9 protein-coding genes are annotated in these 13459 nt (G+C 63.0%); 5 read left to right on the top strand and 4 right to left on the bottom strand.

Going from position 1 to position 13459, the window contains the following annotated elements; all coding sequences use genetic code 11:
* Window positions 1–15: 15 nt before the first annotated feature.
* Window positions 16–429, bottom strand: coding sequence for a RidA family protein (locus ACOVRJ_RS20635; protein WP_422045699.1), 414 nt, complete (start codon window positions 427–429; stop codon window positions 16–18).
* Window positions 430–536: 107 nt separating this feature from the next.
* Between ACOVRJ_RS20635 and ACOVRJ_RS20630 the strand changes: the two genes are divergently transcribed.
* The 3 genes from ACOVRJ_RS20630 to ACOVRJ_RS20620 all read left to right on the top strand — a co-directional run bounded on the left by ACOVRJ_RS20630 (window position 537) and on the right by ACOVRJ_RS20620 (window position 4504).
* Window positions 537–1880 (top strand): alanine racemase, encoded by a 1344-nt coding sequence (locus ACOVRJ_RS20630; RefSeq protein ID WP_422045698.1) that lies wholly within the window; start codon window positions 537–539, stop codon window positions 1878–1880.
* A 10-nt stretch (window positions 1881–1890) separates the two neighbouring features.
* Window positions 1891–3330, top strand: coding sequence for an N-acyl-D-amino-acid deacylase family protein (locus ACOVRJ_RS20625; protein WP_422045697.1), 1440 nt, complete (start codon window positions 1891–1893; stop codon window positions 3328–3330).
* 784 nt (window positions 3331–4114) lie between these two features.
* Window positions 4115–4504: a hypothetical protein gene (locus ACOVRJ_RS20620; RefSeq protein ID WP_422045696.1), complete on the top strand. Its 390-nt coding sequence runs from the start codon at window positions 4115–4117 to the stop codon at window positions 4502–4504.
* Window positions 4505–5132: 628 nt separating this feature from the next.
* Here the strand turns inward: ACOVRJ_RS20620 and ACOVRJ_RS20615 are convergent.
* The 3 genes from ACOVRJ_RS20615 to ACOVRJ_RS20605 all read right to left on the bottom strand — a co-directional run bounded on the left by ACOVRJ_RS20615 (window position 5133) and on the right by ACOVRJ_RS20605 (window position 9595).
* Entirely contained in the window at window positions 5133–6650 is a 1518-nt protein-coding gene (locus ACOVRJ_RS20615; protein ID WP_422045695.1) for a PEP-CTERM sorting domain-containing protein, read from the bottom strand.
* Window positions 6651–7497: 847 nt separating this feature from the next.
* Window positions 7498–8925, bottom strand: coding sequence for a sensor histidine kinase (locus ACOVRJ_RS20610; protein WP_422045694.1), 1428 nt, complete (start codon window positions 8923–8925; stop codon window positions 7498–7500).
* A 4-nt stretch (window positions 8926–8929) separates the two neighbouring features.
* Window positions 8930–9595: a response regulator transcription factor gene (locus ACOVRJ_RS20605; RefSeq protein WP_422045693.1), complete on the bottom strand. Its 666-nt coding sequence runs from the start codon at window positions 9593–9595 to the stop codon at window positions 8930–8932.
* Between the two features lie 148 nt (window positions 9596–9743).
* Here ACOVRJ_RS20605 and ACOVRJ_RS20600 point away from each other — a divergent pair, with 148 nt between their 5' ends.
* Window positions 9744–10460: a chitinase gene (locus ACOVRJ_RS20600; RefSeq protein WP_422045692.1), complete on the top strand. Its 717-nt coding sequence runs from the start codon at window positions 9744–9746 to the stop codon at window positions 10458–10460.
* Between the two features lie 19 nt (window positions 10461–10479).
* On the top strand, window positions 10480–13299 hold the full coding sequence (locus ACOVRJ_RS20595) for a TonB-dependent receptor (protein WP_422045691.1): 2820 nt from the start codon (window positions 10480–10482) through the stop codon (window positions 13297–13299).
* The last annotated feature ends 160 nt before the right edge of the window (window positions 13300–13459 follow it).

The following is a 13459-nucleotide window of genomic DNA, read 5'->3' as shown; positions in this document are numbered from 1 at the left end:
AAGCTAAAGCTTGTCTTAAGCGGGTTCGCTTGACCCGACAGGCTTGTAGGCAATCACCTCGATTTCCACCTTGGCCGCGATCATCAGTCGCGCCTCGACGGTCGAGCGCGCCGGTTTCGGGCCGGGGAAGTAGGACATATAGACGCGGTTGAAAGCGCCAAAATCACGCGCGTCCTCCAGCCAGATGGTGGTCTTGATGACATCGGCCAGCGTCGCGCCGGCGAGCTCCAAGGCGGCTTGCACATTGGCCATCACCTGCTGGGTTTGGGCTTCAATCCCGCCCTCCGCCACCACGCCTTGCGCATCGACGGGCACCTGACCCGACACATAGACGAAGTCGCCGGCGCGCACCGCCGGCGACAGCGGCCGAGGCTGACGGTCACTGGCCGTGGGTTCGCCGCCCAAAAATTGGATGCGTTCATTGCGCATGACTAGACACTCAAGTTGACTGAAGGGTTCGCAGTCTGGCGGCGTCGGCCTCTCAGGGCAAGCCTGCCCTTTAGATGATCTTGAGACTGGGCTGCGATCATGGGCGCATGCAAACAGAACAACACCATCCCCGCCACGAATGGTTAGGCCCCTGGCTGAAAGGCTATCCGGCCAAACAGCCGCCGATTCGACGCAGCGACATCGCCCAACAGGGCTGGACCCTGCAGGGCCAAGACCTGCCGCTGCCCTTGGCCGTGATTCGGCAAGCGGCGCTGGACCACAACCTGGCCTGGATGCAAAACTTTGCGCAGCAGCAGGGCGTGGCGCTGGCACCGCATGGCAAAACGACCATGAGCCCGCAGCTCTTTGAGCGCCAGCTGCAGGCCGGCGCCTGGGGCTTGACCTTTGCCACGGTCTACCAGCTTCGCCAAGGCCTGGCGGCCGGCGCGCGCAGGGTCTTGCTGGCCAACCAAGTGTTCAGTGCACACGATCTGTCGACGCTGTTGGCGCTGCGGCGCGAGCATGGCGGGGCGCAAGCGATAGAGATGGCTTTCTTTGTGGACTCGCAGGCGCAGCTGGACCTGATCGAAAGCCATTGGGCGCTGCTGGGCGCGACCGCCGCCGGGGAGGCACGGCTGGATGTGCTGATCGAGCTGGGCAGCTCGCGCTGCGGTGTGCGCCACAGCGCCGACGCGCTGGCCCTGGCACAGCGCCTGCGCAAGCACCCGGCCTTGCGCCTGCGCGGCGTGGCCTTTTACGAAGGGCTGGAGGCCAGCGGCGACAGCGGCAAGGATCAGGCGCTGCTGAAGGGCTGGCAAGAGCGGGTCGAGGCGCTGCTGGCGCAGATCGAGCAGGCCGGCTTGATCGAGACAGAAGCGCTGCCGCTGTGGGTCAGCGGTGGCGGCTCGGCGGTGTTTGACCTGGTGGCGCCGGTGCTGCGCGGCGATGCGCAGTCCCCGCCGCGAGCGTGGCCGCGCCTGGGTTTGCTGCGGCCCGGCTGTTATGTTTGCCACGACCACGGCTTGTACGAGCGGATGCGCCTGCCCATGGACGAACGCTTGGCCGCAAGCGCCCTGGGCCGCGCCACGCTGCAAGCGGCGCTGGAGGTCTGGACAGAAGTGCTGTCCTGCCCCGAGCCGGGTTTGGCGCTGCTCAATGCGGGGCGTCGCGATGTGTCTTTCGACCAAGGCTGGCCGCTGCCGGTTTGGCACAGCACCAGAACTAATGCGCCAGGTCAACGCACACGTCCGCAGGGCTGGCTGATCAGCGGCTTGAACGATCAACACGCTTATCTGCGCTGGGACCCGGCTCAGAGCAGCGGGCCGGCGGTCGGTGATTTGGTGGCGCTGGGCCCCTCGCATCCCTGCTCCACCTTCGATAAATGGTCTTGGATGCCGGTGGTGGATCAAGACGACCGGGTGGTGGACGCCATCACAACCCAGTTCGGTTGAGCGAGCGACCATGAGCGCTTCTTGCTTGCTTCGCCATGGCCGCATCGTGGACGGCAGCGGCGATACGCCCGCTTTCCATGCCGATCTGCTGATCCAGGACGGCCGCATTGCCGCCATCGGCGCGGACCTGCACCGCGATCTCGACCCGCAACTGCCGCGCGTCGATTGCCAAGGCTTGGTGCTGGCCCCGGGTTTCATTGACGCCCACAGCCACGACGATGCCGCTCTGATCGTCATGCCGGACATGCCCTTCAAACTGAGCCAGGGCGTCACCACGGTGGTGGTGGGCAGCTGCGGCATCTCGCTGGTGCCGCTGTGCACCGAAAGCCCGGCGCCACCGATGAATTTGCTGGCGAAGTCCGAATTCCGATTCGCAGACTTTGGCGCATGGCGGGAGGCGGTGGATGCGGCCCGGCCGGCCGTCAACGCCGTCGGCCTGATCGGCCACACCGCGCTGCGCATGCGCTGCATGCAAGACCTGAGCCGCCCGGCCAGCGCCAGCGAGCGCGAGGCGATGTGCGCGCTGCTGGATAGCGCCATGCAGCAAGGTGCTGCCGGCCTGTCATCCGGCACCTTTTACGCGCCGGCCTCCGCCGCCGATGCGGCCGAGTTGCTGGCGCTTGCCCAAGTAGCGGCGCGCCACGGCGGTGTCTATGCGGTGCATCTGCGAGACGAGATGGCGGGCGTGTTGAGCGCCATCCAGGAGGCTGCCGATTGCGCGCATGAGGCGGGGCTGCCGCTGATCATCTCGCACCACAAATGCGCCGGGCGGGCGCAGTGGGGGCGCAGCCTGCAGACCCTGGCCTTGATCGAACGCCTGTCGCAGCGCCAGGCGCTGGGCCTGGACGTCTATCCTTACCTAGCCGGCTCCACCGTCTTGCGCGAAGACCTGGCCGACGGGCTCACCCCCATCAAGCTGACCTGGAGCGAGGCCCATCCCGAGCTGGCCGGCCAGTGGCTGGCCGACATCGCAAAGCGCTGGCACTGCAGCGAGCCCGAAGCCGTGCGCCAGTTGCAACCGGGCGGCGCCTGCTACTTCCAGATGCATGACGAGGATGTGAACCGCATCCTGACTCATCCGCTCGCCATGATTGGCTCCGACGGTCTGCCGCATGACCGCTTCCCCCACCCCCGACTCTGGGGCAGCTTCCCGCGCGTTTGGGCCCATTACGGGCGCGAGAAAGGGCTGCTGACGCTGGAGCAGGCGGTCCACAAGATGACAGGTCTGACGGCCCAGCGTTTTCACCTGCAAGACCGCGGCTTGTTGCGGGTGGGCGCTGCGGCCGACATTGTTCTGTTCGACCCGGATCGGCTGAGCGACGAGGCCGACTATGAAAATCCGACTCGTGTAAGCAGTGGCTTGGAGGCGGTGTGGGTGAACGGCGAGTTAGCATGGGTGAATGGAGCGCCGGTCGTGCGCGCAGGCCGGGTTCTGTGTCCTCCGCGGTGATGGCACAACTCAAAGCTGCGACTGACTGGCCTAACAGACAAACGGGTGAGCGCCAAGTACCCGAAGCAGTCGCTCGCCCCCCTTTTCGGAAGCCGGTACGCAAAGCTTGCACACGCATCTTCTCGGGCGACAAGCGGACAGGATAGCGATCGAAGACTTGATCCCTGCCGCATCAAGGGGATGAAGACACCAGCCTAGTTGGCGAGACGCCTAACGCCTATTTTGATTGACTGCTGCTCTTCATTAGACTATTCGAACCGTTCAACAAGGTCGTAAGCCAAAGATGCCCAGCCTCAGAACCAAGCTGATGATCGCTATCGCCGGAGGCGCTCTGCTATTCGCTGGATACAAGGCGTGGCCTGAACGGTCCGAACAATCCACCGGCACGGCTGTGCAGCCACCAACGCTTGCGCCACCGGCATTGAGCGCCTCATCGGCTGCGGGTCAAAATGTTGCCGCCACGCGAGCGATGCCATTTGCAAGTTCCGCGCCTATGCCAGCCTCAATCACAGCGGTATCGCCTAGCATCGGCTCTGAAGGTTACGGGCCTCATATTGAGCGCGCCCATCAGGGCGATGACCCGAAGGCGGCTTGGCAGGCTGTCACTTGGCTGAATAAATGCGCCAGTCATTCTCAGGTGGAAGAAGCCTGGCAGGCGACCTTGGATCGCGGACTCCTCCCCAAAGACGCAGCGGCCATGTTGGCGGAACAACTCGCGAAACACCGAGCTGAAACTGGCCGGTGCCAGACCGTTGTCGCAGCTCATCAAGCACTGCTACCGGACTTGGCCTTGAAAGCGATGCGCGGCAATATTCCCGGAGCTGCTGCGGCCTATGCTGGCGGACGCAACTTGGGCCAACTTGATCCGGCCTTGCAGACCGAACTGCAAAGCGCGATCCGCGATGACGCGCAGGCGGGCGACATGCAGACACTGTTCAGTTCGTTCAGTTCCGATGAAAAATGGGGGCTTGGCTACACCGAACGTCTGGGCCATATGGCCGCCTGGATTGCCTTGCAGCCGCCCGGACACGGCCAAGCGGTCATCGAAGGGCAAGTCCAAAGTGGGCGCCTCAAGATGAAACCTCCCAGCGCAACCGAGTTGGCTGACGCAATGCTGCTCGCGCAAAAAATCTACGAGACCGCTGGCAAGGCTCGCAAGCCGTCTGGGGCGTAGGCCGGTAGGAAATCGGGGATCGCGGTAGCGCGCTGAGGGTCAGGTCTTGAATACAAAGGCAAGACCTGACCCTCAAACCATCAAGGTGCTAGGTGCATGCGCGCTGCGCAGCACCCACCGAGGCGACGCGCAGCGAGCCGTGTTCTTTGGAGTTCCCCTTCTGCTTGGGCGAGGCGCGCAGAATTTGCCGGGCGTCGCGCAGCGACTTCAAGCACTGATTTCGCGCCCCTTGTCTGAACGAAGCGTAGCGCAGTGAGTTGGGCGCGGCCCGGAAAATTCGAGCATCCGAGCGGACCCGCAGGGCCATGCGGCAGGGGCGGCTTCTTTGCCTTCTTTCTTGGCCGCCCAAGAAAGAAGGTCGGCCACCGGGCCGAACACCCGGCATCGTGCCGGTAGAGCGCAGCTGACCTAAAGGAACCTGCGCCGGGCCGTTGCGAGCGGGCAGAGGGTCAAGTCCTTAATCGTTAACCTCCGGTAAACGCAGAGGTTCGAAGAAAATGGCAGGGACTTGAGCAGCGGAGCTTGAGGGGCAGGTCTTGCCTGTCCTGCTTCGCGCAGCGAAAGCCCCCTTACCCGCTTGCGCAGTCGCTCACTTGCAAAGGGTGGCCGGGCTTTGAAGCAGGCTGGGCTAGCTGCGCTTGCGACGCAGCCAGGCAAGCATCACCAATCCGCCCGCCATCAGCGCATAGCTGCCGGGTTCCGGAACTTGGGTCACCGGTACCGTCGTGAAGGCCTCAGCCCAGATCTCTACCTTGGAGTCGTACTGAAAGCTGCTGAGGTTGGTCAGCGCCAACTGGCTGCCCTTAACAAAATCCAGCGCGCCAGTCTGTCCGACCCCCAATTTCACGGCCACGTAATTGGTCTGCCCCAACCAAGCGTTATTCAGTTCATCCCAACGCCGGAAGTCGACACGAGCAAAGCTATCTCCGGCATCTTGTGCCTTGGCGGTTTGGACATGGGACTCGCCGCTGAATACCAACAAACTGTTCGGCGTCAGGCTGTAATTCACGGTGAGAGAAGCCTTGCTGTCGGCCCTGCCATTGCCACTCACCGCATTGGCATACAGGTTCAGGTCAAGCCAAGCGCCCCCAACCGACGTGATCGAGGCCTCCGCGCTGGCGCCGGCATGCACCGACTGCACATGGCCAGTCAGGGTCCGAAACTCCTTGTAGGCCGCACCTCCAAACCCTGCGAGGCCGTGACCCGCGATCGACGTGAAACTGACTGCGGCCGTGATGCCGTCCGCCAAGTCTAGATCGATCACTTGGTAGTTCAAGCGGGTCAGCGTGGCGCTCGCACTAGCAGTATCTGCACTGGCACTCGTGGCCATCCCAAGCATCGCCGCCGCCGCGACGAAAGGCCGCCAAGCGCGCGGAGCCGTCGGGCGGCGTCGGCGCCAGATGGCGAGCAGCCCCAGACCGGCGACCATCAAAGCATAGCTGCCTGGCTCCGGCACCGCCGCCGTTGGCACTTGGGCGCTTGCATTGCTTGAAAATTGCAGCCAGCTGGTTTTTGAGTCGGCGCCGAAGTTCGGGAGAGAGAGTTCAAGTTGTTTGCTAAGGCTGCCTCCGCCCGCTGAATCCCACGGAGCATGAAGAGAGGCCGAAACAAGTGTCCCGGTTTGACCCTCGGGTGTGTGATCCCAGTACTGCAGTGCAGCCCCCGCCAGGCTCGAGCCGGCAGGCTGACCCTTGGTGGTCGCAAGTTCGGCAGTGGCGCTGAACACCAACAAGGTATTGGGCGTGACCGTGTAATTCAACGTCAGAAAGATGTCGGCCGAGATCTCCGCATTGCTGCTGCTGGCCGCCGCATTGAGAGCCCAATCCAGCCCTCCACTGCCTGTGGAGGTGCTCGACGTGCTTGCCGAACGGCCATGGCTGGACACCTGCGCGGCCCCAGGGGGCATAGAGACACTGCTTTCCAACACCCACTCACCGCTACCAAATTGCTGCCGGCTTCGAATCAAACCGACGCCACTGAGCGACAGGAAGCTGATCGAGGCACTGATCCCGTCGGTCGGGTCCAGATCGAAAACCTGCACTTTCAGGCCCGAAAGCGATGCGCTGGCACCGCCGGTATCGGCCTGCACAAAGCTAGCCACTGCCGCAAGCATTGCCGCGGCAAACAATCGAGGAAGTTGGCGCATGTTCCCCCCTTGAGGACATATCTACTTCAGGCTCCCATAACGACAAATTACAGGAGAGAAAGCGAGGCCTGTTTCAGTGCAAAAAACACCGCACCCTGCTTTGGAGAGTTACCAGGCCATCACAACCCTAACGCTCCATTAACACGAGCAATGCTAACGTCACACTCGCTCTCAGTGCCAAGTGTTTGTACTGATGCCAATCGCCCTACAGGCTCCTGCCGATCGACCACTGCTGCGCGGCCAACACCGCAGGCTGTATGACCTAACTCCAAGCTTCCACTTGTAGGCTGCCGCCACGCTGAGCGACACAAGATCGGCACACATTCGGCGCTGAGTACACACTCGCATCTGTCTCTCTTGGCTGGAACCGAGAGTCAAGTCTTGAACATAAGCCAGGACCTACCCGCGACTCTGCTGTTGGCATTGACAGTTATGCAACACCAGCGCGCTCAGCGAGAGCCTTTAGATTGCGCAGCGTGACCGAAGGGTGCAAGGAGCATGCGCACAGCGCAGCACCCATCGAGGCGACGCGCAGCGAGCCGTGTTCTTTGGAAGTCCCCTTCTGCATGGGCGAGGAGCGCAGAGTTTGCCGGGCGTCGCGGAGCGACTTCATGCACTGATTTCGCGCCCCTTGTCTGAACGAAGCGTAGCGAAGTGAGTTGGGCGCGGCCCGGCAAATTCGAGCATCCGAGCGGACCCGCAGGGCCATGCGGCAGGGGCGGCTTCTTTGCCTTCTTTCTTGGCCGCCCAAGAAAGAAGGTCGGCCGCCGGGCCGAACTCCCGGCATCGTGCGGGTAGAGCCCTGGAGGCAAGATTGGCGGCCTTCCTGCCGAAGCTTGCTTTAGAGCTACCCCGCAAGCGGCAAATTGCCACCGCTGCCAGCCAAGCGCGGAAAGCGCACCCGTACCCGCAGCCCCACACCGTCCGGCCCCGGCTCCAGACTCACCGTAGCGCCATGCTGGGCGGCGGCGCGGTCAACAATGGCCAGCCCCAGGCCGCTGCCCTGTTGTTGCTGGTCAGGGATGCGGTAGAAACGCTCGAAGACCTTTTTGTGCAACTCACTCGGGATGCCCGGGCCTCGATCCAGCACCTCAATCGTCACGGCGTCGGCCGCATCAACAAGGCTGACGGTAACGCAGCTGCCCACCGGCGAGTACTTGATGGCGTTGTCCACCAGGTTGTCGACCATGGCGCCCACCGACTCGCGGTTGACCCGCAAACGACATTCCTCTGGCGCTTGCAACTCCAGCTCAACACCGCAACTCAGGGCGGGCGGCGTGGCCAGCATCAGACGGTCGCTAACCAGGGCCACCAGATCATGGTCGAGTACGGACAAGTCTTGAGAATCGGCCCCCGACCGCGCCAGCGCCAGCAACTGATGCACCGTGTGGGTGGCGCGGCTGACGCTTTGATGCAAATGCTGAGCCGCTTCGTCACGCCGCACCGGGTCTGCACCGCGGTGCACCGCTTCAGCACAAAGCTTGACGGCAGCCAGCGGGGTCTTGAGCTCATGGGCGGCGTCCAGCAGAAACTCGCGCTCGCGGTCCAGGCGCTGCTGCAGCCGGCCCATCAGCGAGTTCACCGCGTTGACCAAAGGCGCCAGCTCCACATAGGGTGAATCGGGCAGCGGCGAGAGGTCGCTGGCCGAGCGTTGCGAAATTTGCTGGCCGATGCGCTGCAGCGGCGCAAAGCCCAGACGGAACAACAGCCACACCGGCAGGGCCAAGAACGGCAAACCATAGAGCAAGGGCCGTGCGTAGTAGCTGAAGCCGGCCATGCTGAAGTGCCAGTCGCCGGGTTTCTCTTGCCAGCGGCGCACGATCAACCCTTGGTCGGGATCGCTGGTCTCGGTATAGAGCCAGCGCTCATCGCTGGCGTATTCACTCTCGTTGGGCGGCAGGCGATCGCGGCCGCTCAGGTCGGGGTCGCGGCGCAGCAGCAGTTGATCACCCTGCCAGACTTGCAGCAAAAAGAAGGGCGGGCGATGGCCCTTGCGTCGCCACTCGGTGATGTGAAGGGTTTGCAGCTGCTGGACGGCCGCATTCAAGCCTTCCAGATCAAGGCCGTCCTGGAGGTACTTGCGGCTTTGCATCAAGGCCAGGTCGGCCCAAAGCATGTTCTCGGCCTGACCGTTGCGGCTTTGTAGCAGTTCGATATCGATCAGCTCGCGTGTGATCAGCGCCGTCCAGGTCAGCAGCATCACAGCGAACACCGCCCACAGACTGCGCTTCACCAAGGAGCGGTGAGCGGCCGGGCCGGCGGCAAGAAACTTCATACCGTCAGTCCTTTTGCTCGACCATGTAGCCAATGCCACGCACGGTGCGGATATAGCCTTCGCCGACTTTGCGGCGCAGGTTGGAGATGTGCACATCGAGACTGCGCCCATCGGTCTGGTTCAGTGCCGTGCTTTCTAGATGGCGCCGCGTCACCACGCGGTCATGAAGCTTGAGCAGGGTCAGCAGGATCGAGAACTCGGTGCGCGACAGGTTGATGCGCTCACCGCCGCGACGCAGGATCATGCGTTGCTCGTCCAGCACCAAATCTCGGATCTGCCACTGAAAGGGCGTGTCCTCATCGCCGTCGATGCCCGCACGCCTGGCCACCGCGCGCAGCCGGGCCAGCAACTCGGGGCCGGCAAAGGGCTTGACCAGGTAGTCGTCGGCGCCACTGTCCAAGCCGTTGAGCCGGTCTTCGATGCTGTCCCGCGCGGTGATCACGAGCAAGGGCAGCTTCTTGTCACCATGCCGCAGATGGCGCAACAGCTCCATGCCATTGCCATCGGGCAGGCCCAGGTCGAGGATGACCGCGTCAAAGCGTTGCTCCGAGGTCCAGAAGCGCGCGTCGGCAACGCGCCGCAACCAAATCACATCGTGTGCAGCCTCCTGGAGCAGCGCCTGCACCGCCCGGCCCAGCTCCAAATCATCTTCAATCAAACAGATACGCATAGCTCCGACTCTAGCAACGGACGCCTACCTCGGGTCTACCCCATCGTTAAGGTGGCCTTAACAGTCTCTTTGGGGACCGTGTAGGTGCCCCGTTGGATAGTCCCTTCGCTGCTTCCGCAATCTAGTTTTCAGCGCCATGACGATCCCCATGAACAAGTACTTTTTGTCGATGCTCACTGCCGCCTCACTCTGCGGCAGCGTAGCCGCTCAGGCTGCGGCACCTTCGACTGCGGGTGAACCCTTCCTGCCCAGTCGGGCGCAGTTCGACATCCTGTTCCCTGATCGCATCCCTTTCTACACCTACGAAGGCTTCACCGAAGCCGTGCGCCTGACGCCGGGCTTTGCAGACTGGGGCACTGAGGCGCAAAAGCGCCAGGAGATGGCCGCCTTCCTCGGCCAGATTGCCCATGAAAGCGACCAGCTGCGCGCCCAGCGCGAGTACAAGAAACAAAACTGGGACAACTACTGCCGCCTCAGCGACCCCTTTGGCTGCGCCAACGGCCAGCAGTACTACGGCCGCGGCCCGATCCAGCTGAGCTGGAACTACCAATACAAGCGAGCCGGCGACGCGCTGGGCCTGGACCTCTGGGCCGACCCCGACCGCGTGGCCCGCGACTCTACCGTCGCCTGGCGCACCGCGCTGTGGTACTGGATGACGCAGCCGGGCGAGTCCACGCAGACCTCGCATGCCGCTTTGCGAGCCGGGGCCGGCTTTGGCGCCACCACCCGCGCCATCAACGGACCCTTGGAATGCGACAAGCCGAGCGACCCGGATGCGCTGCGCAAGAACAACCGTCGCGCCGATTTTTATAAACACGCCAGTCAGTTGTTCGGCGTCCCCCTTCTTCACCCACTTGGGTGCTGATTCATAACGGAGAAAAACCATGAGAGACAGGACAGTGAAGTACGGCCGCACGGCCATCGCCGCCGCCACCTTGTTGGCATTGAGTTTGCCCGCGCAGGCGCAACAAGCGCCCGCCGCGGCCGCCAGTAAAGAGACCACCAAGCAGTTGGACACCGTGGTGGTCACCGGCATTCGCGCCAGCTTGCAAAAAGCCTTGGACGCCAAGCGCAATGCCGATTCCATCGTCGATGCCATCACGGCTGAAGACATCGGCAAACTGCCCTCCACCAATGTGGCCGAGGCGATCACCACGATTCCCGGCGTGACCATCGACAAGGCCTTCGGCCAGGGCGAGAAGGTCTCCATCCTCGGCACCGACCCGGCCCTCAACCGCACCTTTCTCAATGGCCAGACCGTGGCCTCGGCCGATTGGTTCATCACCGACCAGCCGGGCCGCACTTTCAACTATTCCCTGCTGGCACCCCAACTCGTCAGCAAGGTCGAGGTCTACAAATCGCCGGAAGCCTGGCTGGATGAAGGCTCGATCGGCGGCTCGGTCAATATCGTGACCCGCAAGCCCCTGGAAATGAGCAAGCCGCTCACCCTGGCCGGCTCGGTGAGCTATCTGCACAACAGCCGCATCGGCAAGGGCAAGCCCACGCTCTCGGGTGTTGTGGGCTGGCGCAACGAGTCCAAGACGCTGGGCGTGATCCTCTCGGCACAGCGCTCCGAAGAGCAAGTCCGTCGTGACGGTATTGAGTCCTACGGCACGGTCACGGGCAAGAACTACATCGACGGCAACGGCGGTGGCGGCTCCATCAACAACCTACCGACCGACTGGTCCGTCCCCGCCAACCCGGACGGCAGCCAACCGAAGAAGCCCGCCTCCTGCGTCGGCAGCTGCGCCACCACGCTGCTGGCCAACCCGAGCGCCGTAGGCCCCAACTCCATCAGCGCGCACTACTTCGAGCAGACGCGCGAGCGCGACACGCTTTCGCTGTCACTGCAGGCCCGCGCCACCGACAAGCTGGACTTCGAGTTCAACGCCCTCGACGTGAAGGCCGGCTACGACAACCGCAGCCACTCGATGTTCGCCTTCCAGGGCAATGCCTGGAACGGTCTCATGAAGATGACCGACCTGGCCGTGGATGGCGGCGTTATCACCAAGGGCACGTTCAAGAACGCGCTGATGGTGTATGACCTGATCGACCGCAAGGCGACGGTGGACACCAACGCCTACGACTTCAAGGCCAACTTCAAGGATGACCGCTGGTTTGCCTCCTTCCACGCCGGCAACTCCAAGGCCACGGGCGGCACCAAGTTGCAGGTCTTCGGCGAGTTCCTGAACTGGACCGACTACAACTACGACATCAGCAGCGGCACACCCAGGCTGGCCATCACTGGGGCCAACCCGCTGAAGGACCCGAGCGCCTTCCAGATCGACGGCGGCTGGGGCGCAGACCCCACCAAGCCCACCTGGAACCCCGGCTGGGGCGGCAACATCGTCTTCAAGCCGACGGAGGACAAGGAACAGTTCGCGCAGGTGGACGGCGGCCTGAAGTTCAACGACTCGGCGGTTCACCAGCTCCGCTTCGGCATCAAGCAACGCAAGCACAACACCTCGCAGACGATGGGCGGTGTGTCGCTGGCCTCAGTGAAGGGCTATGGCGACGCCAAGGCCAGCCAGTTCTCGCCCAATCCGCTGCCAAGCAACTACCTCAGCGGCTTCGGCAACGTCGGCGACCTGAGCAACCGCTTCACCATCGACGGTGAAGCGCTGGCTGGCTACATCACCAGCGGCAAGTGGCTGGCACCCTGGCAGAAGATGCCCGTGCCGAGCACCTTCGGTGACCCATCCTTCGCTGCCAACACCTGGAAGGTCGCCGAGAACGTCAATGCCGCCTATGTGCAAGCCGACTTTGCCCTGGACCGCCTGCGCGGCAACGTCGGTCTGCGTCAGGTGCAAACCGAGAGCACCAGCTCGAGCTTCGCCTGCACCGTCAACAAAGCCCCCTGCCCGGCCGACAAGTACGCCCCGGTAAGCGTGACCAAGAAGTACAACAACACCTTGCCGAACCTGAATGTCGTGTATGACCTGAACGACAAGGTGGTGCTGCGTGGCTCGGCCGCCCAGGTGATGTCTCGCCCGAACTACGGCGATATGTCCAGCTATCTGTGGATCGGCGACCAAACCCTGACCGGCGGTGGCGGCAACCCCGATCTGAAGCCGTACAAGTCGACCAATCTGGACTTCTCGGCCGAGTGGTACTTCGCCAAGAACTCCATCGTCGCCGGGACCTTGTTCCACAAGAAGGTCGATGACTACATTCTGGTCACCACCCGCAAGGAGACCCATTTCAACCAGAACCAGAATAAGCCGACCGAGTACGACATCTCGCGCCCCAGCAATGCCGGCAGCGCCACGATCAAGGGTTTCGCCCTGGCTTACCAAACCCAATTTGGTTACGGTCTAGGTCTGCTGACCAACTACACCCATGCCGATGCCAAGGCCTCGAACGGCAGCCGTCTGCCCTTCAACTCCAAGCATCAGCTGACGGTCAGCCCCTTCTTCGAGAACGACACCTGGAGTGCCCGCGCCACCTACTCCTACCGCTCCAAGTACTACACGCAGGCGGACCGCGGCAACTTCCTGGTCACGGATGACTACGCCTCGGTCGATGCCAACCTCACCTACAAGATCAGCGACCAGCTGAGCGTGAGTCTGGACGGCATGAACCTGCTGGACAGCGAGTACCGTTCCTATGCGGAAGTTCCAGGTGTGGCCAACACCGAGAAGCTGACCCGCGGCATCTACAAGACCGGCCGCCGCTATATGGCCACGCTGCGTTTCAACTACTGATGCGGGCCTGAGCTCGTAAAGCAAAGCGTTTGACCCCCTCCAAGCCCAGCGGGCCGTGGAGGGCTTGAAGCGGGCCAAGCAGGCACAGGATGCACTGCGAGACCCGCTTCTTTTTTTGCCCGCGCCACTTGTGGCCGAGTGATACTGCGTCGCGCTGATC

This window comes from Roseateles sp. (assembly GCF_049240545.1).
In the GTDB taxonomy this organism is placed as follows: Bacteria; Pseudomonadota; Gammaproteobacteria; order Burkholderiales; family Burkholderiaceae_C; genus Paucibacter_A.
The sequence above is the reverse complement of the archived record's forward strand: the minus strand, read 5'-3'. Positions and strand labels throughout refer to the sequence as shown.

Bases quoted from the DNA above. Each gene is read 5' to 3' on its own strand.
- ACOVRJ_RS20635 (WP_422045699.1), bottom strand. From the start codon at position 429: ATGCGCAATGAACGCATCCAATTTTTGGGCGGCGAACCCACGGCCAGT.
- ACOVRJ_RS20630 (WP_422045698.1), top strand. From the start codon at position 537: ATGCAAACAGAACAACACCATCCCCGCCACGAATGGTTAGGCCCCTGG.
- ACOVRJ_RS20625 (WP_422045697.1), top strand. From the start codon at position 1,891: ATGAGCGCTTCTTGCTTGCTTCGCCATGGCCGCATCGTGGACGGCAGC.
- ACOVRJ_RS20615 (WP_422045695.1), bottom strand. From the start codon at position 6,650: ATGCGCCAACTTCCTCGATTGTTTGCCGCGGCAATGCTTGCGGCAGTG.
- ACOVRJ_RS20610 (WP_422045694.1), bottom strand. From the start codon at position 8,925: ATGAAGTTTCTTGCCGCCGGCCCGGCCGCTCACCGCTCCTTGGTGAAG.
- ACOVRJ_RS20605 (WP_422045693.1), bottom strand. From the start codon at position 9,595: ATGCGTATCTGTTTGATTGAAGATGATTTGGAGCTGGGCCGGGCGGTG.
- ACOVRJ_RS20600 (WP_422045692.1), top strand. From the start codon at position 9,744: ATGAACAAGTACTTTTTGTCGATGCTCACTGCCGCCTCACTCTGCGGC.
- ACOVRJ_RS20595 (WP_422045691.1), top strand. From the start codon at position 10,480: ATGAGAGACAGGACAGTGAAGTACGGCCGCACGGCCATCGCCGCCGCC.